Origin of the sequence: Microbacterium sp. (assembly GCF_047971895.1) — a bacterium.
Lineage (GTDB): Bacteria > Actinomycetota > Actinomycetes > Actinomycetales > Microbacteriaceae > Microbacterium.
In genome coordinates, this window is the sequence record NZ_JBKEAF010000008.1 from 19,472 (window position 1) to 39,480 (window position 20,009).

A 20,009-nucleotide genomic window follows, 5' to 3' on the forward strand; every position below is an offset into this window, starting at 1 on the left:
AGGGCACGACGTCTCATCCTAGATCGAATCCGGCAGGCCGGACCGCGGTGCGGTGCGGATAGCCTGGGCTCATGCCTGCCGAACACCGTGTGCATCTGTCCCGTGCCGCTCGTCCCGCCTACGAAGCGCTTTCGTCGCTGTCCTCCACTGTCGGTACGATCGCCGACGAGGCCGGCCTGGACGCGCGCATCAGGGAGATCGTGCAAATCCACGCCTCGCAGCTCAACGGCTGTGCGTACTGCGTGCGCATCCACGTCGATCGCGCGGTCGAGGCGGGCCTCGATGCCGATGTGATCGCCCAGATCGCGACCTGGCGCGAGTCCGGCGTGTTCACCGAGCGCGAGCGCGCCGCGCTCGAGCTCGCCGAGGCCTTCACGTTCATCCACGAGGACGGTATCCCCGACGAGGTGTACGACCACGTCGGAGGCATCCTCAGCGAGCAGGAGTACGTCGCGCTGAGCTGGGTGCTCGTGTCGATCAACGCGTTCAACCGGGTCGTGATCGCGGGTCGGTACCCCGTGCCGCCGCGCGCGGCGTCGGGGCAGTGATCCCGCAGGTCGCCGGGGCGGTCAACTTTCGCGACATCGGCGGTCTGCGTGCGGGTTCCGCACGCACGCGCAGCGGCGTGCTGTTCCGCTCGGGAAGCCTGGCGCGACTGGAGCCCGAAGGCGTCGAGGCGATGCGTGCCATGGGTGTGCGGTGCATCATCGATCTGCGTGCCGACGACGAGGTGGCGCAGTCGCCGAGCCGGGTCGCGGCGCTGGATGCGCAGACCACCCGCGTGCCGCTGTTCCTGGGCTCGGTCGCCTCGTTCTTCGCCGAGGATCGCAGTCTCGACGACCTGTATGCGGGCCTCGTCGACGAGTCGGCCGACGGCATCGTGCAGGTGGTGCGGGGGATCGTGAACGATCAGCCGGTGCTTGTGCACTGCACGGTCGGAAAGGACCGCACGGGTGTGTGCATCGCGGTGACTCTCGCCGCCGCCGGAGTGGACACCGAGGCCATCGTCGCCGACTACGCCCGCACCGAGTCGCAGCTGTCGCCGCGGCGGAATCGCGCCGTGGTCGCTCACCTGCGTTCGCTGCATCCCGAGGCGGTGCACTTGGAAGACCTGGCGACACGGTCGCCCGCGCGCGTCATGACGACGCTGCTCGCGCGACTGGGGGAGCGGCACGGGACAGCGGCCGACTACCTGCGCGCGCACGGTCTGCGCGACGACGAGCTGGTCGAGCTGCGCCGGGTACTGACGACCGATCAGTGAGAGAAGGTTAGGCAACCCTTAACCAAAGGGTATACTCGGGATGTCATGGAGCACACGCCACACATCGAGCACAGCGCGTCCGCCTGCCGGCGGCCGCGTCACGCGCGCGTGCAGCACCTCGTCACCGCCGACGAGAGCTCGCTGTCCGACCTCGAGGTGCTGCTGGCCACGCTGCCGCTGTGCTCGACGGGTCGAGTTTTCGTCGAGGTGCCCGACCCCGCATGGATGTGCGAGCTCGACGTCCCCGCGCGCATGGTGCTCACGTGGCTCGACCGCTCGGTGCGCACCGGCGATCCGGGCACCGGCCGTGCGTGCGCGCCCGGTGCCGCGCTGACCCGCGCCGTGACGGCGTGGGCGGAGGAGATGCTCTGCGGCGAGGCGGACTGTGCAGATGGCGACGGCACCCGCATCCATCTACTCGGGGGCTACCTCGGCACGGCCGACATCGTCGAGCACTTGACCGAGCGCCTGCACATCCCGGCCGCCCGCATCCACGCACCGGAGCGGTTCGGGTTGCTGGCCGCGCACTGAGCCGGCCGCGCACGATCACCGCGACGACGACCGCCGCGGAAGGTATCGGCCGTCCTCGAGCCCGGCTTCGATCTCGAACCGGTTGCGCAGCGGATCGCGCCCGGCGAGCAGGTACAGCACCGGCATGAGGAAACCGTAGCGGCGCCACTGCGCCCTGTGCACGGCCTCGTGCGCCAGCACGCGGTCGTCGAACGGGTCGTCCCCGGTGAGGAAGCAGCAGCCGACGCAGACGCCGCCCCTGGGGAAGAGTCGTCGCGGCAGGCCGCGGAAGACCCAGAGGCCGTGCGATCGCTCGATGCGACCGGTGCTCCACAGCGTTCCCCAGATCCAGCCGACCGCGCAGCCGTACCAGTAGCCGACGAGGCTGATCTTCGAGTCGAGCAGAATCCGCGGGATGAATCGATCGGAACTCATGCCAGGGCGCCCACCACGCGCAGGATCGCGCCGAGGTCGTCCCCGGCGGCCGCAGGCGACGGCGGTGCGAACCCCGCGATCGTCGCGCCGACCAACGGCACCGCCGCGCGCAGGCGGCGCAGCGCGGCCACCAGGGGTGCGACGTCGATGCCGAACGGAACCGGCGAGGTGACGCCGCCCAGGGCCGCCGGGTCGAGCACGTCCAGGTCGAGGTGCACGTAGACTGCGTCGGCACCCGTCGCCTGCACCGCGGTCGCCAACGCGTCGGGCTCGGCGAGCTCGTCGGCCGAGAGCACGCCGCCGAGCCGTTCGGCGCGCTCAGCCTCGCCCGCGTCGTACGCACGCACCCCGGCCAGCACGACGCGCAAGGGTGGGATGCCGGGGTGCACCGCCAGTGTCTCGGGGCCGTCACCGAGCACGGCTGACAGCGCCATACCGCTGAACGCACCCGACGGGGAGGTCGCGGGGACGTTCAGATCGGCGTGGGCGTCGAGCCAGACCACGGCGAGGTGCGGCATCGCCGCAGCGGCCGCGGCGATCACTGCGGGCGAGATGCCGCAGTCGCCGCCGATGACCACCGTGTGCTCACCGCGATCGGCCAGGATCTCGTCGAGTGCCTCGCGCACGCGCAGAAGGGCACTGTAGCGGTGCACACCGGTCTCGATCGCCTCACCGGCCTCGAGGGGCACCTCGAGACTCGTGCAGGCCGCGCGTGGCAGGTCGCCGGCGATCGCCTGTGCGCCGTCGACGAGCATCATCGCGCGTGCCGACGGCGAACCCTGCCATTGCGGGGCGATCACGAAGCGGGCCATGCGGCCGTCCGATCAGTCGGCGGCCGCGTCGATCGCGGCGTGGGCCGCACGGCTCTCGACGGCGGCCGGCGCGGCGGACTTCAGCGCCGCGAGGCGCGCCTCCACCTCGGTGAGCTCGCCGAGGTCCTCCAGCTGATTGAACTGCGCGTCCAGCGAGGTGGCGGCCAGCTCCTGCTTGCCCTGGGCCAGCGCCTCCTGACGGCGCACCTGGTCTTCGAAGCGACCGAGCTCGCTGGTCGGGTCGAGCACATCGATCGACTTGACCGCATCGTGCACCTTGTTCTGCGCCTCGGCGACCTTGGCGCGGGCGAGCAGTTCGGCGCGCTTGGACTTGAGCTGCACCAGCTTGTCCTTCATGCCGTTGAGGCCGTCCTTGAGCTTGGCGACGACCTCGTTCTGCGCGGCGATGGTCGGCTCGACCGTCTTCGCATCGTTCTCGGCGCCGATCTGCCGCTGCAGGGCGATCTTGGCCAGGTTGTCGAACTTGTCGGCATCGGCGCCGTTGCCCGCACCGCGCAGCTCGTCGGCTTTGCGGCTGGCCGCGAGGGCCTTCTGGCCCCAGTCGGCGGCGGACTGCACGTCCTCCTGGTGGTCGCGCTCCATGAGGCGCAGGTTGCCGATGGTCTCGGCGATGGCCGCCTCGGCGTCGGCGATGTTGTTCGTGTAGTCCCGTACCAGCTGATCGAGCATCTTCTCGGGATCCTCGGCCTGATCGATGAGCGCGTTGATGTTCGCGCGCACGAGAGTCGAGATGCGACCGAAGATGGACTGCTTGGCCATGGTGTTCCTTCCGTTGACACGTGTGCTGGCGACCTAGAAACGGCCGCCGCCCCTGCGGCTGCGGGTGCCCCCGCCGCCGAAGCTCCCCGATGAGCGGCCGCTGCTGCGACGCCCGCCGCCGCTCATACCGCCGCCGAACATTCCCGACGAATGGCCGCGCCGACGCCCGCCACCCCCGCCGCCGAGCATGGAGTTGATCACGATCCCGCCGAGGACGGCGCCGAGCATGTTGCTGCCGCTGCCGCCAAGCGATCCGCCGCCGGAGAACGACCCGACGTCGGTCTGGGCAGACTGGATAGCCTGGCCGGCCAGCTGATTCGCGCGCTGCGCCTGCGCGAGGGCCTGGGCGGGGTCGGATGCCTGCAACTGCTGCGCGTGCACGAGTGACGCGCCCGCTTCGGCCAGACGCGTGCGGGCGGTGGCCCCCACGGCCCCGCGCCGGGTGGTGATGTAGTCCTCCGCCGCGGACACTTGGCCACGGGCCTGCAGCATGACCTGTCCGAGCTGCTGCTCGGCGCGCCGTGCGGCCTCCTGCCGATCGCGGACGCCGGCGACCACCGCGTCGATCTGAGTGTTGGCACCTTCGAGGGTCTCGAGCACGCGAAACGGCGCGAGCGGGGGTGCGGCGGCGGTGGCGGTGGCGATCGCCTGCTGCGCCGCAGCGACGACCGGTGCCAGCGCCCCGCTCTCGTCGGGCATGGCCGATGCGGCCGCGACGTCCTGGGTGAGGTTGGCGACGAGGTCGTCGATCGCGCGTTCGGCGGCGGCCAGATCGGTGCCCACCGTGCCCACGGCGGCGCTGAGCTGCGCGGCCTGGTCGACGGCCTCTTCGGCCGCGCGGATGCTGACGGCGGCCTCACCGCCGCGACCGGCGCCGATGTTCTGCTGCGCGGCGGCGAGCTGCTCGTCGGCGAACGCGAGGCGCTGCCGAGCCTGCTCGGGGTTGTCGGCGACGGTCGCCAGGGCCGTCGGCACGTAGCGTGCGGCGAGCACGCTGAGGGACGCCGCGGCCTCGTCGATGCGCGGCGACATCGTGGCACGCACCTCCTGCACCCGGGCGAGCGCCTCGGGGGCGTTCTGCTCGAGTCTGCGCAGTTCGTCGAATGCTGCGGCCTTCTCGTCGAGGAGGGCGCCCGCATCGCTGCACAGCTGGACGATCTGGCGGTTCCAGGCGCGCACCTGCTCGTCGGTGTCGGGGGTGGCGTCATCGAGCTGCTGGCGCAGTGCGAACGCCTGATCGAGCGTCTTCCTGGCCTGCCCGAGGGCGGTGGCGAACTCGGTGGTGGCGGCCTCACCGAACTCGGCCGTGGCGAACCCTAGCTCCTCCTGGCTGGTGCGGATCGCGTCGTCCATGGCGACGAGCGCCGATCCGGCGCGACGCTCCAGCTCGGCGATCGGCAACTGCTCCGACTCCGCTGCGGTCGTCGGCTTGCTCTTGCGACGACTGCGCACGACGATGACGACGATGACGATGGCCACGGCGATGATCACGACGACGAGCAGACCGATGAGGAAGCCGTTCGCGCCGCCCTCGGCGCCTCCGCCCGCACCGGAGCCGCCGCCGGCGGCATCGGTGATACCGGCCGCGGCGCCGTCGACGGCGCCCATCCAGTCCAGCTCGCGCAGCGGCGGCTGGATCCGCTGCTGCTCGATCGTGAGGATCTGCTCGTTGGACAGAGGCCCGGCCGAGTCCGCTGACAGGTAGTACTGGCGGCCTTCGACGGCGACCGCGAGCAGATACTGCGTGGGGCCGAGACCGTTCTGCTCGGCGACGGTGTTCGCCCAGTCCTCGGGGCCGGAGGCACCGCTGAAGGTGTCGATGAAGACGACCCACAGGTCGACGCCCGTGTCGGAGCGCAGCTGTTCGAGCCGCTGCTGCGCCTGCGCCTCTTCCGCGGCGGTGAGCACGTCGGCGTCGTCGAGCACGTAGCCGGCGCCGAGCGGCAACGGATCGGTGGCCCAGGCGGCACCGGCCGGGCCGGCCGCGATCATCGCCAGCACGGCGAGCACCACTATCCAGCCTCTCCGCATGCCATCCCCTTCTGAAGCGAATCCTGCCTCCACTCTATTGATGGCGTGCCGCCCGGCGGTAGCCCCGGAGGCGGGTAGCGTGGCGGATCGGACGAGGAGGGGTGCTGTGGACGACCGGTATGGCGACGATGTGCTCGCGACGGGCTGGCGCGAGCGCACCGCGCGACGGCTGCCGGAGGTCGAGGTGTCCGTCGGGCTCGTGCTCGAGCTCGCAGACGGAGGCTACGTGGGCGAGGTGACCCGGGTGTCGGGGCGGGAGCTCGAGCTCGAGGACCGGCACGGCCGGCGACGGCTTTTCCCGCTCGACGCGGGCTTTCTGCTCGAGGGCGAGCTCGTGCGGGTCACACCTGCCCCCGTGCGGCCGGCCGTGCCGGCCCGGCGACGCACGGCGTCCGGCTCGTTCGCCCTCGACGACACCCGCGCACGCGTCGCCCGCGCCAGCCGCATCCTCGTGGAGGGTCGCCACGACGCCGAGCTCGTCGAGCGGGTGTGGGGCGACGACCTGCGCGCCGAAGGAGTCGTGGTCGAGTACCTGCAGGGCGTCGACCTGCTCGACGCGGCCCTGCGCGACGATCCGCCCTCACCGGAGCGCCGGTACGGCGTTCTCGTCGACCACCTCGTGCCGGGCTCGAAGGAGTCGCGCCTCGCACAGCAGGTGAGCGCGGGGCCGCACGGCGCGCACGTGCTGATCGTCGGCCACCCGTTCGTCGACGTGTGGCAGTGCGTCACCCCCCGCGCGCTCGGCATCTCAGCCTGGCCCGAGGTGCCGCGCGACGTGGACTGGAAGACCGGAGTGTGCCGTGCGCTCGGGTGGCCCGCCGCCAGCCCGACCGACCTCGCGCGGGCGTGGCAGCGTGTGCTCGGCGCGGTGTCGAGCTATCGCGATCTCGAGCCTGCCCTGCTCGGGCGCGTCGAGCAGCTCATCGACTTCGTCACGGCGTCCTGAGCCGCGGGGCGCCGAGCGACGGGCCGTGGCCGGATAGCCTGGACGCATGCCGTCCACACCCACCGAACCGCGCAGGTTCCGAGACTCCCCGGTCTCGTTTGTGCGTCGCAGCGGCCGTATGTCCGACGCGCAGGAGCGCGCCTTCGCCGAACTCTCCGACCGGTACCTGCTGACGGTGCCGCGGGGGGCGGCCTCGACGTCGGTGCACCCTGATGCTCGGCTCGACGCGGCCGGCGAGTACGGGCGCACCGCACCGCTCATCGTGGAGGTCGGCTCGGGGCAGGGGCATGCGATCGTGCATGCGGCGGCAACGCGCCCGCGCGACGACTTCCTCGCCGTCGAGGTGTTCCGGGCCGGGCTCGCCCGCACGATGCTCGGCGCCGAGAGAGCGGGTGCGCACAACCTGCGCCTGGTCGAGGCCAATGCGCCGGAGGTGCTCGAGCACTTCGTGCCCGAGGCATCCGTCGCCGAGCTCTGGGTCTTCTTTCCCGACCCGTGGCACAAGTCGCGTCACGTCAAGCGTCGGCTCGTCAAGCCGGGGTTCGGCGCGCTCGCGGAGCGTGTGCTCAAGGACGGTGGGATGCTGCGCCTCGCCACCGACTGGGAGGACTATGCGCTGCAGATTCGCGAGGTCCTCGACGATGAGTCCGGCTTCGAGCGTGACTTCGCGGGGGAGTGGGCGCCGCGCTTCGACGGGCGGGTGCTGACCTCCTTCGAGCGCAAGGGCGCCGCCCAGGGGCGGGCGATCCGCGACCTCGCCTACCGGCGCCGCCCGCGCCGATGACCGCGCACGTGCCTGCCGTGCCGACCCGGCCGGCGGTCTCGATCGACCTCGTCCCGGCGCTGCTGGTCTGCGCCGCCGCCCCGGCGTTCTTCGTCGTGCAGCTGCCCTGGCTGGGCTGGCTACTGCTGGCCGCTGGCCTCGCGGTGGCGCTCGTGCTGCCCGGCAGATCGTCGCTCGTGCGCGATCTGTCGCTGATCGCGCTGGGCCTGCTCGTGGTCAGCGCGATCCCGCTCGAAGCGCAGCTCGACAACGCGGCCATGGTGCGCTTCGGTGTGGCCCTCGGTGCCGCCGTCGCCCTGCCGTACGTCGTGTCGCGCTGGGTGTACGGCGACCGTGCGATCGGCTTCCCGTGGCGCGGCGGCGGGCGGTGGACCGCATTGCACTGGGGGTGGCTGATCGCCGTGCTGGTGCTCGGCTGGCTGATCCTGCCGTTCTACTTCATCACCTCCGGTGTGTACCAGAACTGGCCGGTCGTCGACACACCAAACCTGATCGCGCGGCTCTTCGTCGGCGTCGGTGCCGTCGGCATCTGGGACGAGCTGTTCTTCATCTGCACGTGCTTCGCGCTGCTGCGCCGGCACTTCCGCGACGGCACGGCGAACGTGATGCAGACGATCGTGTTCGTGTCTTTCCTGTGGGAGCTCGGCTACCGCGCGTGGGGGCCGGCCCTGACGATCCCGTTCGCGCTGCTGCAGGGGGTCATCTTCATGAAGACCCGGTCGCTCGCCTATGTCGTCACGGTGCACCTGCTTTTCGACGCCGTGGTGTTCGCGGTGCTCGTGCACGCCCACAATCCGGGGCTTCTGGGTGGGATCTTCCTGAGCGGGTAGGACTGTCGGGTATCATGGCGGCGGGTTCCGACAGGACCCCCGGACGACGGATCAGTACCCGGTGTACGACAAGACTGGCCATGGAGGCGAGTCATGTCGTGGGTCATCCTCATCGCGTCCGGCGTGTTCGAGGCCGTCTGGGCGATCGCTCTGGGCACGTCCGAGGGCTTCACCAAACTGTGGCCGAGTGTCGTCTTCGGCGGCGCGCTGGTGGTGAGCATGGGCGGGCTGGCGTGGGCGATGCGCGACATCTCCACCGGCACCGCGTACGCCGTGTGGGTCGGGGTGGGCGCGTCGCTGGCCGTCGTCTACGGCTGGGTCACCGGCGACGAGTCGTTCTCGATCGTGAAGATGCTGCTGATCCTCGGCCTCGTGGGCTGCATCGTCGGGCTGAAGTTCGTCAGCGACGAGTGATCACACGCTCGGTGTCGGGGTCGGCATCGGTGTCGGTGCGGGTGCGAACAGCCCCGGCCACAGCGCGGCCGCGAGAGGGTAGCCGACGAACGCGATGACGTCGATCAGGACGTGCGTGATCACCAGCGGCATCACCCGTCCCCACCGGTGATAGCACCAGCCGAAGACGATGCCCATGGCGACATTGCCGACGATCGCGCCGAAGCCCTGGTACGCGTGATAGGCGCCGCGTAGGGCCGCCGTCGACAGGATGATCGTCCACGTGCTCCACCCGAGGCGCTTGAGTCGGTCGAACAGGTATCCGATGACGATGACCTCTTCGGTGAGCCCGGCACGCAGCGCGGCCAGCAGGAGGGCCGGGATCGTCCACCACGATGGGTCCAGCGGTGCGGCGTCCACCTGCACGGTGACGCCGAGCGCACGACCGGCGGCGTACAGCGCAAGACCGGGCACGCCGATGACGGCGAGCAGGAGCACGCTCTGGCCGAGGTCGCGCCCGAAGCGGCGGAAGTCCAGGCCGATGCGTCGGAACGTCGAGACACCGGGCTCCCAGAGCAGATAGACGGCGAGGGCCACCGGGGCGAGGGCGAGCACCTGCCCGAGGAACTGATAAAGCACGTCCCACACGTCCGCGGCGGAGGCAGTCGGATTGAGGGACGTCTGCTGGTTGCCCAGCGACACCTCGCGCTGCAGCGCCTGCACCAGAGCGAGCACGGAGTACAGGGCCGAGCGGCCCACCGAGAGCGCCAGCACGATGGCGATCTCCCACCACAGGCGGGACGACCGGGAGAAAGGGGACACGTTGTCAGGATGTCACACGCGCGCATCTTTGAGTTAAGGATATGTAACGTTTGCGCCAAATGTTCTGTCACTTCCGCACCGCTTGCTTAGGCTCGACGTATCCCTGCCCAGCGCGATCCATGCTGGGCACACCACCCCTTGCACAGGAGGCAATGTGAGTAATCGCACGTGGCGCAGGAGCGCCATCGCGGTCACCGTGGCGGGCGCGACAGCGCTGGCACTGGTCGGCTGCTCGACGTCGGGCGGCGGCGGCTCGGAGGAGCCTATCGTCGACACGCAGGTCATTCTCGCCGAGGCAAACGAGCTGACCAGCTTCAACCCCAACACGCCGCAGGGCAACCTCGACATCAACAGCAAGGTCGACTACGCGACCAACGAGGGCTTCTTCTACATCGACGACAAGTTCAACATCGTCCCGAACACCGCGTTCGGCACGATGGAGGCCGTCTCCGAAGACCCGCTGACGGTGAAGTACACCCTCAACGAGGGCCTCGAATGGTCGGACGGCGAGCCGATCACCACCGATGACCTGCTCCTGGGGTGGGCGGCGTTCTCCGGCTACTTCGATGACGCGTCGTTCAACGAAGACGGAGATGTCACCACTGGCACGCAGTACTTCACGATCGCGGGCAGCACCGCCGGTCTCGACCAGACCGAGCTGCCCACCATCAGCGACGACAAGCGCGAGCTGACACTGATCTACGACGTGCCCTACGTCGACTGGAACCTGCAGGGTCTGCTCTCCAAGCCGATTCACATCGTCGCGGAGAAGGCCGGCTACACCGTCGAGGAGGTCGTCGAGGCCATCACGACCCTCCCGCGCGGCAACGTCGACGCGCCGGTCGACGCCAACCCCGTCCTCAAGGCCGTCTCGGAGTTCTGGAACACCGGATACGACGTGACGTCGATGCCCGACGACGAGGCGCTTCTCGTCGGCAACGGCCCGTTCATCGTCTCGGAGTGGGCGCCCACGCAGTCGATGACCCTCGTGGAGAACGAGAACTACAAGGGCGACCACAACGTGGCGTTCTCGACGCTCGTGTTCCGCTTCGTCGGCGACTCGCAGGCGCAGGTGAGCGCTCTGCAGAACGGCGAGGCCGACATCATCAACCCGCAGGCCAGCGGCGACACCCTCACCACGCTCCAGGGCATCGAAGGCGTCCGCGTCCTGACCGGCCCGGAGCTGTCGTACGACCACGTCGACCTGTCGTTCCGTGGCGTGTTCGCAGACCCGGCCGTTCGTGAGGCGTTCATGAAGGTGATCCCGCGTCAGCAGATCGTCGACACGGTGATCAAGCAGGTCAACCCCGATGCAGAGGTGCTCAACTCGCAGGTCTACCTGTCGTCGCAGGTCGAGCCGTACGCGGCCGCTGTGGCCGTGAACGGATCGGACGCCTACGCCGACGTCGACATCGAGGGCGCTAAGGCGCTGCTGAACGGCCAGACGCCGACCGTGCGCATCCTGTACAACATCAACAACCCGAACCGCGTGAACGCGTACGAGATCATCCAGGCCTCCGCCACCGAGGCCGGCTTCGTGATCGAGGATGTGGGCCGTGAGGACTGGGGCTCCCAGCTGGGGACCGACATCTACGATGCCTCGATCTTCGGTTGGATCTCGCCCGGTGTCGGAAACGCGAGCTACCCGCAGATCTTCGCCACCAACGGTGGCGGGAACTTCAACGGCATCAGCGTTCCCGAGATCGACCAGCTTGCGACCGACATCCAGACGATGACGGACCCTGCCGACGTGCAGACCGCCGCGATCGAGATCGACACGCTGCTGTTCGAGAACTTCTACGGGCTGCCGCTGTTCCAGAGCCCCGGTGTGCAGGCGCACACCGATCGTCTGAACGGCGTCACCTTCATGGCGAACCAGACGGGCCCGGTGTGGAACTTCTGGGAGTGGACTGTTGAGGACGCCGCGGCTGAGTAAGCCCGCCCTCGACTGACGCATGAGCGGGGCGTCGGGATTCTCCCGGCGCCCCGCTCCATGCAAGCGTGAACCCGAATCTTCCTCCGGCCGCTGCAACGTTGCACCCGCCCGAGACCAGCGCCGCGCGCCGCGCGCTGGTACTTTCATGTCCATGAAGGGGCATTCCATTGATTAGCTACGTCCTTCGGCGCATCGGAGTCTCGATCCTCATCCTGATCGCGGCTTCCTTCCTGATGTACGTCCTCGTCGCGTGGGCGAGGGACCCGCTGCAGGATCTCTACGCCTCGAACAGCCCGAACAAGGAGCAGCTGATCCTCCAGCGGATCCAGTGGCTCGACCTCGACAAGCCGATCCCGCTGCGGTGGCTGATGTGGCTGGGCGGCGCAGCCCGCTGCGCCGTGCCGTTCGCGGGCTGCGACCTCGGCGTGACGATCACGAACCAGGACGTCACCGTGCTGCTCGCCCGGGCGATGACATCCACCCTCCAGCTCGTGACCGCTGCCACCATCTTCGCGATCGTGCTGGGCATCCTCATCGGCATCATCTCGGCACTGCGCCAGTACAGCGCCGTCGACTACACGTTCACCTTCGCCAGCTTCTTCCTCTACTCGCTGCCCTCGTTCCTGATGGCGGTGCTGCTGAAGGTCTTTGTCGCCCTCGGGTTCAACGACTGGCTGCGAGATCCCGTCTTCAACTGGGTGTGGATCACTGCGATAGCACTGATCGGCGGGGGCCTGCTGCAGGCGCTGATCGCCGGTCCACGCTGGCGCCGGCTGTCGGTCTTCGCGATCTCCGCGGTCGTGCTGGCCGTGACGACCTTCCTCATGGGCGCGACCTCGTGGTTTCTCGACCCGTCGCTCGGCCCGGTGCTCAGCCCGCTGCTGATCGCGGCCCTCGGCGCCGGCATGGTGGTGCTCATCGCAGGCGTCCGCGCACGGTACGCGTGGCGCACCGCCGGCGTGACCGTCGTCGTCCTGATCGTCGCCTACTTCGTCCTGCAGCCCATGCTGCGATCGTTCGATGGCTGGGGCCTGGCCCTGCTGTCCCTCGTGGCCGGCCTCGTCGGCGCCGTCGCGGGTTGGATCCTCGGCGAGTACGACAAGAGCCAGGCGATCCGCATCGGCGTGCTCACCGGCCTGCTCGGCATGGGCGTCATCGTGCTGGACCAGTTCATGCGCACGTGGAACGAGTATCTGCGCAACCCTCGCATCCGAGGCCGTCCACTGGCGACGGTCGGCAGTGAGACCCCGAACCTGCAGGGCGACTTCTGGGTGCACGGCATCGACAACTTCACGCACCTCCTGCTGCCGACGATCAGCCTCATGCTGATCTCGTTCGCCGGCTATACGCGGTACGCGCGCGGCGGCATGCTCGAGACGCTCAACCAGGACTACGTGCGCACGGCACGCGCGAAGGGTCTGCCCGAGCGGACGGTGGTCGTGCGCCATGCCTTCCGCAACTCGCTGATCCCGATCACCACGATCATCGCCTTCGACATCGGCGGCCTCATCGGCGGTGCGATTATCACGGAGCGCATCTTCGCGTTCTCGGGTATGGGTGCGCTGTTCTATCAGGGCCTGAACGCGGCCGATCCCAATCCCGTGATGGCGTACTTCATCGTGATCGCGATCTTCGCGATCGCGGCAAACTTCCTTGCCGATCTCGCATACTCCGCACTCGACCCGAGAGTGAGGGCAAAGTGATGACCGTTCCCAACCCCGAGTTCGAAACCTCTGCGACGCCGCCCGCCGGAGCGGAGAGCGTGACCCCCGACGGCGAGAAGGGGATCAGCCAGGGACGGTTGATCCTGCGTCGCTTCATGAGCCACAAGATCGCGCTCGTGAGCATCGCGCTCTTCCTCGCGATCGTTGCCTTCGCGATCACCGCCACAGGCTTCGGCGACATCCCGGGCTGGTGGAAGTGGGACCACAAGCAGCTCATCCCCCCCGCCAACGGGGGGCGGCCGACGCTGTCGCTGATTCCGGAGTGGCTCGGCGGCGAGGGCATCAAGCTGGGTGATCACCCGTTCGGGCAGAGCACCGTCGGCAAGGACTACTTCGCGATGGTGATGCGTGGCATCGTCAACTCGTCGTACATCATGTTCATCATCGGGCTGATCGGCACGGCAGTGGGTGTCGTGATCGGTGCCATCGCCGGGTACTACCGCGGCTGGGTCGACGCGATCCTCATGCGCATCACCGACGTCGTCATCGTCATCCCGATCATCGTGATCGGCGCGGTCGTCGGCTCGGCCGTGGGCGGCCTCGGCCCGCTGCTGCTGGCGGTCATGCTCGGCTTCTTCGCCTGGACCGGCATCGCCCGACTCGTGCGGGCCGAGTTCCTCTCGCTGCGTGAGCGCGAGTTCGTCGAGGCAGCGCGTGTGGCCGGGGCATCCGATCTGCGGATCATCTTCAAGCACATCCTGCCCAACGCCATCGGCGTGGTGATCGTCGCGGCAACGCTGCTCATCGCCGCCGCCATCATCCTCGAGACGTCGCTGAGCTTCCTCGGCTTCGGCGTCCGGCTGCCCGAGGTGTCGCTCGGTCGCCTGATCAGCGACAACGAGTCGGCGTTTCAGACACGCCCGTACCTGTTCTGGTGGCCGGCGGTGTTCATCGTCGTTCTCGGGCTGCTGGTGAACTTCGTCGGTGACGGCCTGCGCGACGCCTTCGACCCGCGGCAGAAGCGCGTCATCTTCCGCCGTGTGCGTGAGCTGCCGTCGAACGCCGAGGTCACCGCGACCGCAGGGGTCGTCAGCGATGCGCCCGGCGAACCCGAGGACAGCGGGATCCCGGGAGCCGGCCCCCGACGGGAGCCGCCGGGATGACCCGCCTCATCAGTCGTCGCCGCTCACGTGAGGATCAGCGCGCCGACGGTCAGCGCCAGCAGCACCGCGGTGGTACCGATCGTCACGACATCCCAGTGCCGCGCGACCGGCGCGTCGTCGGCGGCACCCGCCTCGATCAGGCCGTCGTCGCGGCGTCGCTGCCACGCCTCGCGCACGAGCATCGCCGCATCGCCCGAGTCGGTGCCCAGCAGGTCGCCCACCCGCGGTGTGCCGCCGACCGCACGTCGTTCGCGATTGGCCTCGGCGCGCCCGGTGATCGCCGACGCGACGAAGCCGGGGGCGGGCGCCGACCAGGCGACGAAGCGGCGCCCCGGCGTGAACAGCGTCAGGGCGTGGCGGGTGTCGACGTGGATCAGGGCAACCCACGGGATGTCGACGCGGTGCGTGACGTTCTGCACGGTCACACCCGCATCGGACACGCCGACCCCCGGGCGCCACAACGCCGCCCATCCAAGGAACGCGGCCAGCACGGCGAGCGGGTAGATCCACAGCGAGCGCAGATCGCCGTCGACGATCATGAGCACGACGAACAGCGCGGCTGCAGTCCAGATGATGATCGCCATGATCCGGTTGAACCGCGAGTGAATCCGCCGGCGGGAGTCGTGCATCCCTCCATTCTCACCCCTTTGCAGTACAGGACGACGTGATGAACCAGCCCCGATCCCGCGAAACGTACGACGGCCCCCTCCTGGAGGTGCGAGGGCTGTCGGTGGACTTCGCCGTCGACAACTACTGGGTTCCCGCGGCCAAGGAGCTCGACTACACCGTCGACGCGGGTGAAGCGCTCGCGCTCGTGGGGGAGTCCGGCTCGGGCAAGAGCGCCAGCTCGATGGCACTGCTCGGACTGCTTCCCGGCAACGCGCGGGTGCGCGGCAGCGTCAAGCTCGCCGGTCGCGAGATCCTCGGCCTCAAGCGCGACCAGCTGCAGCGCATCCGCGGCAGCGAGATCGCCGTGATCTTCCAGGAGCCGATGACAGCGCTGAACCCCGTGTACACGGTCGGCGCCCAGATCGTCGAGACGCTGCGCGTGCACTTCGGCATGTCGCCCAGCCAGGCCGGGGAGCGCGCACTGGAGCTGCTCGCGGTCGTCGAGATGCCCGATCCGATGAAGGCGTTCAACTCCTACCCGCATCAGCTCTCCGGCGGTCAGCGGCAGCGTGCGATGATCGCGCAGTCGATCTCGTGCGACCCGTGGCTGCTCATCGCCGACGAGCCCACGACGGCGCTCGACGTGACGGTGCAGGCCGAGATCCTCGACCTCATGCGCGACCTGCGGCACCGCCTCGACTCGGCGATCCTGCTGATCACGCACGACATGGGTGTGGTCGCGGACATCGCCGACGACATGGTCGTCATGCGCCAGGGCGAGATCGTCGAGCGCGGGTCGGTGCACGACGTGTTCGCGCGACCCGAGCACCCGTACACGAAGCAGCTGCTGGGCGCCGTGCCGCGCATCGGCAAGGACGCAGACGACGAGAAGATCGACACCACAGCCGCGCTGGCGGGCGACACCTCCGCGATCCGGCTCGCCGAGGTCGCCTCCCGTGCCGACGCCGAACGCCGCGCCGAACTGGGCGAGCCGGTGCTTGCGTTCGAGAACGTCGCCATCGACTATCCGAAGCGCGGGCGCGTTCCCGCCTTCCGCGCCGTCAAGGACGCGAGCTTCCGCATCTACCGCGGCGAGGTCACCGGTCTCGTCGGCGAGTCCGGATCGGGCAAGACCACGATCGGGCGTGCCGCGATCGGGCTACTGCCGATCGCCGAGGGCGAGGCATCCGTCGTCGGATACGACATCAGCCGCAACGACCGACGCATCCTGCGCAAGGTGCACCAGGACGTCGGGATCGTCTTCCAGGACCCGTCGTCGTCGCTGAACCCGCGGCTTCCCGTGGGCCATTCGATCGGTGAGCCGATGCTGCTCGCCGGCGTCGCGAAAGGGAAGGCCCTCGACCAGAAGGTCGCCGACCTGCTCGACGCGGTCGAACTGCCGCGCGGGTATCGCAACCGGTACCCGCACGAGCTCTCAGGCGGACAGAAGCAGCGTGTGGGCATCGCCCGCGCCCTCTCGCTCGAGCCGAAGCTGCTCGTCGCCGACGAGCCCACGTCGGCGCTCGACGTATCGGTGCAGGCGACCGTACTCGCGCTGCTGCGCCGGCTGCAGGGCGAGATGGGCTTCGCATGCCTGTTCATCAGCCACGACCTGGCGGTCGTCGACTCGCTGGCCGACCGCATCATCGTCATGCACCACGGGTCGATCGTCGAACAGGGCGCGACCGGACAGGTCCTGCGCGCCCCGCAAGAGGCGTACACCCAGCGGCTCATCGCCGCAGTGCCCGTGCCGGACCCCGACGAGCAGCGCTCGCGCCGCGAGGCGCGGGCGGCGCTGCTGGCTGCGGACGAGTCACGATAGCGGGCACGGTACGATAGAGGGTCCGGTTCCGGGCGTTTCCACCCTCTTCAAGGATCCCTTCACATGGCCCGTGCTCTCCGTCCCGACCTCCGCAACGTCGCCATCGTGGCGCACGTCGACCACGGCAAGACGACGCTCGTCGACGCCATGCTGCGTCAGACGGGCTCGTTCGGCGAGCACGCGCACGTCGACGAGCGCGTCATGGACTCGAACGACCTCGAGCGTGAGAAGGGCATCACGATCCTCGCCAAGAACACGGCGATCACGTACAACGGAGCCCACACCGTCCAGCCGGTGACGATCAACGTCATCGATACTCCGGGCCACGCGGACTTCGGCGGCGAGGTGGAGCGCGGCCTGTCGATGGTCGACGGTGTCGTGCTGCTCGTCGACGCGAGCGAGGGGCCGCTGCCGCAGACCCGCTTCGTGCTGCGCAAGGCGCTGGAGGCGAAGCTCCCGGTCATCCTGCTGGTCAACAAGACCGACCGCCCCGACGCGCGGATCGACGAGGTCGAGGCAGAGGCGCACGATCTGCTGCTGAACCTGGCTTCCGATCTGCACGACGATGTGCCCGATCTCGACGTCGACGCGCTGCTGGACATGCCGGTGGTCTATGCGTCCGGCCGCGCGGGCGCGGCATCCCGCACCCGACCCGCCAACGGCGAGCTGCCCGACAACGCCGACCTCGAGCCGTTGTTCGAGGCGATCCTCACGCACGTCCCGGCGCCGTCGTACGACGACGAGGCACCGCTGCAGGCGTGGGTGACGAATCTGGACTCCAGCCCGTTCCTGGGCCGGCTCGCCCTGCTGCGCGTGTTCAACGGCACGCTGCGCAAGGGACAGAACGTCGCGTGGGTGCGTCACGATGGCTCGCACACGAGCGCGCGTATCACGGAGCTGCTGAAGACCCGCGCCCTGGAGCGATACCCGGCCGAGTCCGCCGGCCCGGGCGACATCGTGGCGATCGCCGGCATCGAGCAGATCACGATCGGCGAGACGATCGCCGACCCCGAGGACGTGCGGGCGCTGCCGGCGATCCACGTGGACGACCCGGCGATCTCGATGACGATCGGAACGAACACGTCGCCGCTGGCCGGGAAGGTCAAGGGGCACAAGCTCACGGCCCGCATGGTCAAGGACCGTCTGGACCGCGAGCTGATCGGCAACGTGTCGCTCAAGGTCGTCGAGATCGGGCGGCCGGACGCGTGGGAGGTACAGGGTCGTGGCGAGCTGGCGCTGGCGATCCTCGTCGAGAACATGCGCCGTGAGGGCTTCGAGCTCACGGTGGGCAAGCCCCAGGTCGTGACCCGCAAGGGCGAGAACGGGCAGGTGCAGGAACCGTTCGAGCACCTCACCATCGACGCGCCCGAGGAGTACCTGGGCTCGATCACCCAGCTGATGGCGGCACGCAAGGGTCGTATGGAGAGCATGGTCAACCACGGCACCGGCTGGGTGCGCATGGAGTTCATCGTGCCGTCCCGCGGTCTGATCGGGTTCCGCACCGAGTTCATGTCGATCACGCGGGGTACGGGCATCGCGAACGCCATCTCGCACGGCTACGGCGACTGGGCGGGCCAGATCGTCGCCCGCTCGTCGGGATCGATCGTCGCCGACCGTGCCGGCGTGGCGACGCCGTTCGCGATGATGGCACTGCAGGAGCGGATGAGCTTCTTCGTGCAGCCCACCGAAGAGGTCTACGCGGGCATGGTCGTCGGTGAGAACACGCGTGCCGACGACATGGACGTGAACATCACCAAGGAGAAGAAGCTCACCAACATGCGTTCGTCGACCGCCGACGAGCTCGAGCGGCTCACCCCGCCGCGGCAGCTGTCGTTGGAGGAGAGCCTCGAGTTCGCACGTGATGACGAGTGCGTCGAGGTGACGCCCGAGAAGGTGCGCATCCGCAAGGTGGTGCTCGACCAGACCGAGCGCGCCCGCGCGGCGGCACGGCTGAAGCGCCGGGACGCCGGCGCCTGACGTGCCCCGGCTCGAGTTCCATGCGCACGGAGTGGGTATGCTCACGCCGTGACCCGTGAACCCGACGTCGAGGTGCGGCGTGCATGGCGCCAGGGCGTCGCCGTGGCGATCGCGACGAGCGCCTACGGCATCTCGTTCGGAGCCCTCGCCGTCGCGTCGGGCCTCGACGTGTGGCAGACGTGCGTGCTGAGCCTGCTGATGTTCACCGGCGGATCGCAGTTCGCCTTCATCGGCGTCATCGGCGCCGGGGGTCTTGCCGCCGCACCCGCCGCGATCGCGTCGGCTGCGCTGTTGGGCGCCCGCAACATCGCCTACGGTATGCGGATGTCGCCCGTCATCGGTCGGGGTCCGACAAGGCGCGCCGTCGCAGCCCACTTCACGATCGACGAGTCGACGGCCGTCTCTCTGGCGCAGACACGACCCCGGGCGCGCACGCTCGGGTTCTGGGTGACGGGCATCGCCATCTACGTCGGCTGGAACGCCACGACCCTGGCGGGAGCGCTGCTCGGTGACGTGCTGGGCGACCCGAAGACGTACGGACTGGATGCCGCGGCTGCAGCTGCCTTCCTCGCGCTGCTGTGGCCGCGCCTCCGGTCGCGGCAGGCGATCGCGGTGGGGGCGGCGGCCGCCGTGGTGGCGGCATCCCTCACACCCTGGCTCATGCCCGGGCTCCCTGTGCTGGTCGCCGCGCTCGCCGCGGTCGTGGTCGGCTGGTTCAACTGGCTCGGCCGCAAGGACGCCCCGGCCGCCGAGACGGATCCGCATCCCCGCCCCGCGACAGGGGAGGGGCGATCATGACCATGTGGAACGCCGTGCTGCTCGCGGCGATCGTGTGTCTTGCGCTGAAGATGCTCGGCTACCTCACCCCGCCGCACTGGCTCGAGGCGCCGCGGCCAGCGCGCATCGCCGACCTGCTGACCGTCGCGCTGCTGGGCGCGCTCGTGGCCGTGCAGACCTTGGGCGCCGGGATGGCCGTGGCGGTCGACGCCCGCGTGCCGGCTCTGCTCGTCGCGGGCGTGCTGCTGGCCTTCCGTGCGCCATTCCTCGTGGTCGTGCTCGCGGCTGCCGCCGTAGCGGCGGTGCTGCGGCTGCTCGGTCTGGCCACCTGAGCGCCGGCATTCCGCACACGTCACGGGGGCGGCCGACGGGCCACCGGTTCCGCCGTCGCAGACCGAGACGATGAGATCGCGTTGCTCGTTCGTGACGAACGCGCGGTCAGCGTCGGTAGCATCGA

General features: G+C 69.4%; 20 protein-coding genes and 1 riboswitch. Of the genes, 14 read left to right on the top strand and 6 right to left on the bottom strand.

The window, feature by feature from the left end:
* Positions 1–71: 71 nt before the first annotated feature.
* Genes ACK5IN_RS01190 through ACK5IN_RS01200 form a run of 3 tightly spaced genes read left to right on the top strand, consistent with a single transcriptional unit; the run spans position 72 to position 1,792 of the window.
* The gene (locus ACK5IN_RS01190) at positions 72–548 is read left to right on the top strand and encodes a carboxymuconolactone decarboxylase family protein (RefSeq protein ID WP_416894408.1); all 477 of its coding nucleotides are present in this window, start codon (positions 72–74) and stop codon (positions 546–548) included.
* Complete coding sequence (locus ACK5IN_RS01195) at positions 545–1,261, top strand: tyrosine-protein phosphatase (protein ID WP_416894409.1); 717 nt, start codon at positions 545–547, stop codon at positions 1,259–1,261. The genes ACK5IN_RS01190 and ACK5IN_RS01195 overlap by 4 nt, the downstream gene beginning before the upstream one ends.
* A 45-nt stretch (positions 1,262–1,306) precedes the next feature.
* Positions 1,307–1,792: an SIP domain-containing protein gene (locus ACK5IN_RS01200; RefSeq protein WP_416894410.1), complete on the top strand. Its 486-nt coding sequence runs from the start codon at positions 1,307–1,309 to the stop codon at positions 1,790–1,792.
* Between the two features lie 15 nt (positions 1,793–1,807).
* On the opposite strand, the gene ACK5IN_RS01205 is transcribed toward ACK5IN_RS01200, so the two are convergent.
* The 4 genes from ACK5IN_RS01205 to ACK5IN_RS01220 are packed head-to-tail and all read right to left on the bottom strand — an operon-like array spanning position 1,808 to position 5,829.
* Entirely contained in the window at positions 1,808–2,206 is a 399-nt protein-coding gene (locus ACK5IN_RS01205; protein ID WP_416894411.1) for a Fe-S oxidoreductase, read from the bottom strand.
* Entirely contained in the window at positions 2,203–3,018 is an 816-nt protein-coding gene (locus tag ACK5IN_RS01210; RefSeq protein WP_416894412.1) for an arginase family protein, read from the bottom strand. Before ACK5IN_RS01210 ends, ACK5IN_RS01205 begins: the two co-directional genes overlap by 4 nt.
* Before the next feature lie 12 nt (positions 3,019–3,030).
* Positions 3,031–3,798, bottom strand: coding sequence for a PspA/IM30 family protein (locus tag ACK5IN_RS01215; protein ID WP_416894413.1), 768 nt, complete (start codon positions 3,796–3,798; stop codon positions 3,031–3,033).
* 33 nt (positions 3,799–3,831) lie between these two features.
* Complete coding sequence (locus tag ACK5IN_RS01220) at positions 3,832–5,829, bottom strand: TPM domain-containing protein (protein WP_416894414.1); 1,998 nt, start codon at positions 5,827–5,829, stop codon at positions 3,832–3,834.
* Positions 5,830–5,935: 106 nt separating this feature from the next.
* Here ACK5IN_RS01220 and ACK5IN_RS01225 point away from each other — a divergent pair, with 106 nt between their 5' ends.
* The 4 genes from ACK5IN_RS01225 (at position 5,936) to ACK5IN_RS01240 (ending at position 8,803) form a co-directional block, all read left to right on the top strand.
* Positions 5,936–6,775 carry a DUF3097 family protein gene (locus ACK5IN_RS01225; RefSeq protein ID WP_416894415.1) on the top strand — a complete coding sequence of 280 codons (840 nt, stop codon included), beginning with the start codon at positions 5,936–5,938 and terminating at the stop codon, positions 6,773–6,775.
* Between the two features lie 118 nt (positions 6,776–6,893).
* The gene (gene trmB / locus ACK5IN_RS01230) at positions 6,894–7,559 is read left to right on the top strand and encodes a tRNA (guanosine(46)-N7)-methyltransferase TrmB (protein ID WP_416894416.1); all 666 of its coding nucleotides are present in this window, start codon (positions 6,894–6,896) and stop codon (positions 7,557–7,559) included.
* Positions 7,556–8,389 carry a CPBP family intramembrane glutamic endopeptidase gene (locus ACK5IN_RS01235; RefSeq protein ID WP_416894417.1) on the top strand — a complete coding sequence of 278 codons (834 nt, stop codon included), beginning with the start codon at positions 7,556–7,558 and terminating at the stop codon, positions 8,387–8,389. The genes trmB and ACK5IN_RS01235 overlap by 4 nt, the downstream gene beginning before the upstream one ends.
* A 19-nt stretch (positions 8,390–8,408) precedes the next feature.
* Positions 8,409–8,472: riboswitch (guanidine-III (ykkC-III) riboswitch) on the top strand.
* Between the two features lie 10 nt (positions 8,473–8,482).
* Positions 8,483–8,803 carry a DMT family transporter gene (locus tag ACK5IN_RS01240; RefSeq protein ID WP_416894418.1) on the top strand — a complete coding sequence of 107 codons (321 nt, stop codon included), beginning with the start codon at positions 8,483–8,485 and terminating at the stop codon, positions 8,801–8,803.
* Here the strand turns inward: ACK5IN_RS01240 and ACK5IN_RS01245 are convergent, their stop codons facing one another.
* Complete coding sequence (locus tag ACK5IN_RS01245; protein WP_416894419.1) at positions 8,804–9,604, bottom strand: CPBP family intramembrane glutamic endopeptidase; 801 nt, start codon at positions 9,602–9,604, stop codon at positions 8,804–8,806.
* A gap of 154 nt (positions 9,605–9,758) precedes the next feature.
* Here ACK5IN_RS01245 and ACK5IN_RS01250 point away from each other — a divergent pair, with 154 nt between their 5' ends.
* The 3 genes from ACK5IN_RS01250 to ACK5IN_RS01260 all read left to right on the top strand — a co-directional run bounded on the left by ACK5IN_RS01250 (position 9,759) and on the right by ACK5IN_RS01260 (position 14,367).
* A complete protein-coding gene (locus tag ACK5IN_RS01250) occupies positions 9,759–11,540 on the top strand; it encodes an ABC transporter family substrate-binding protein (RefSeq protein ID WP_416894420.1) in 1,782 nt (593 codons plus the stop codon).
* 167 nt (positions 11,541–11,707) lie between these two features.
* A complete protein-coding gene (locus ACK5IN_RS01255) occupies positions 11,708–13,243 on the top strand; it encodes an ABC transporter permease subunit (protein ID WP_416894421.1) in 1,536 nt (511 codons plus the stop codon).
* Positions 13,243–14,367, top strand: a complete 1,125-nt coding sequence (locus ACK5IN_RS01260; RefSeq protein ID WP_416894422.1) for an ABC transporter permease — start codon at positions 13,243–13,245, stop codon at positions 14,365–14,367. Before ACK5IN_RS01255 ends, ACK5IN_RS01260 begins: the two co-directional genes overlap by 1 nt.
* Before the next feature lie 23 nt (positions 14,368–14,390).
* Here ACK5IN_RS01260 and ACK5IN_RS01265 read toward each other — a convergent pair whose 3' ends face one another.
* Positions 14,391–14,996 (bottom strand): PH domain-containing protein, encoded by a 606-nt coding sequence (locus ACK5IN_RS01265; RefSeq protein WP_416894423.1) that lies wholly within the window; start codon positions 14,994–14,996, stop codon positions 14,391–14,393.
* Positions 14,997–15,034: 38 nt separating this feature from the next.
* Here ACK5IN_RS01265 and ACK5IN_RS01270 point away from each other — a divergent pair, with 38 nt between their 5' ends.
* The 4 genes from ACK5IN_RS01270 (at position 15,035) to ACK5IN_RS01285 (ending at position 19,884) form a co-directional block, all read left to right on the top strand.
* The gene (locus ACK5IN_RS01270) at positions 15,035–16,798 is read left to right on the top strand and encodes an ABC transporter ATP-binding protein (protein ID WP_416894424.1); all 1,764 of its coding nucleotides are present in this window, start codon (positions 15,035–15,037) and stop codon (positions 16,796–16,798) included.
* Between the two features lie 63 nt (positions 16,799–16,861).
* A complete protein-coding gene (typA, locus tag ACK5IN_RS01275) occupies positions 16,862–18,775 on the top strand; it encodes a translational GTPase TypA (protein ID WP_416894425.1) in 1,914 nt (637 codons plus the stop codon).
* A gap of 48 nt (positions 18,776–18,823) precedes the next feature.
* Complete coding sequence (locus tag ACK5IN_RS01280; RefSeq protein WP_416894426.1) at positions 18,824–19,573, top strand: AzlC family ABC transporter permease; 750 nt, start codon at positions 18,824–18,826, stop codon at positions 19,571–19,573.
* Positions 19,570–19,884: an AzlD domain-containing protein gene (locus ACK5IN_RS01285; RefSeq protein ID WP_416894427.1), complete on the top strand. Its 315-nt coding sequence runs from the start codon at positions 19,570–19,572 to the stop codon at positions 19,882–19,884. The genes ACK5IN_RS01280 and ACK5IN_RS01285 overlap by 4 nt, the downstream gene beginning before the upstream one ends.
* Positions 19,885–20,009 lie beyond the last annotated feature (125 nt).

What these genes read in the sequence shown, in the direction of transcription:
- ACK5IN_RS01190 (WP_416894408.1), top strand. Translation starts at nt 72, where the DNA reads ATGCCTGCCGAACACCGTGTGCATCTGTCCCGTGCCGCTCGTCCCGCC.
- ACK5IN_RS01200 (WP_416894410.1), top strand. Translation starts at nt 1,307, where the DNA reads ATGGAGCACACGCCACACATCGAGCACAGCGCGTCCGCCTGCCGGCGG.
- ACK5IN_RS01205 (WP_416894411.1), bottom strand. Translation starts at nt 2,206, where the DNA reads ATGAGTTCCGATCGATTCATCCCGCGGATTCTGCTCGACTCGAAGATC.
- ACK5IN_RS01210 (WP_416894412.1), bottom strand. Translation starts at nt 3,018, where the DNA reads ATGGCCCGCTTCGTGATCGCCCCGCAATGGCAGGGTTCGCCGTCGGCA.
- ACK5IN_RS01215 (WP_416894413.1), bottom strand. Translation starts at nt 3,798, where the DNA reads ATGGCCAAGCAGTCCATCTTCGGTCGCATCTCGACTCTCGTGCGCGCG.
- ACK5IN_RS01220 (WP_416894414.1), bottom strand. Translation starts at nt 5,829, where the DNA reads ATGCGGAGAGGCTGGATAGTGGTGCTCGCCGTGCTGGCGATGATCGCG.
- trmB (WP_416894416.1), top strand. Translation starts at nt 6,894, where the DNA reads ATGTCCGACGCGCAGGAGCGCGCCTTCGCCGAACTCTCCGACCGGTAC.
- ACK5IN_RS01235 (WP_416894417.1), top strand. Translation starts at nt 7,556, where the DNA reads ATGACCGCGCACGTGCCTGCCGTGCCGACCCGGCCGGCGGTCTCGATC.
- ACK5IN_RS01240 (WP_416894418.1), top strand. Translation starts at nt 8,483, where the DNA reads ATGTCGTGGGTCATCCTCATCGCGTCCGGCGTGTTCGAGGCCGTCTGG.
- ACK5IN_RS01260 (WP_416894422.1), top strand. Translation starts at nt 13,243, where the DNA reads ATGACCGTTCCCAACCCCGAGTTCGAAACCTCTGCGACGCCGCCCGCC.
- ACK5IN_RS01265 (WP_416894423.1), bottom strand. Translation starts at nt 14,996, where the DNA reads ATGCACGACTCCCGCCGGCGGATTCACTCGCGGTTCAACCGGATCATG.
- ACK5IN_RS01270 (WP_416894424.1), top strand. Translation starts at nt 15,035, where the DNA reads ATGAACCAGCCCCGATCCCGCGAAACGTACGACGGCCCCCTCCTGGAG.
- typA (WP_416894425.1), top strand. Translation starts at nt 16,862, where the DNA reads ATGGCCCGTGCTCTCCGTCCCGACCTCCGCAACGTCGCCATCGTGGCG.
- ACK5IN_RS01285 (WP_416894427.1), top strand. Translation starts at nt 19,570, where the DNA reads ATGACCATGTGGAACGCCGTGCTGCTCGCGGCGATCGTGTGTCTTGCG.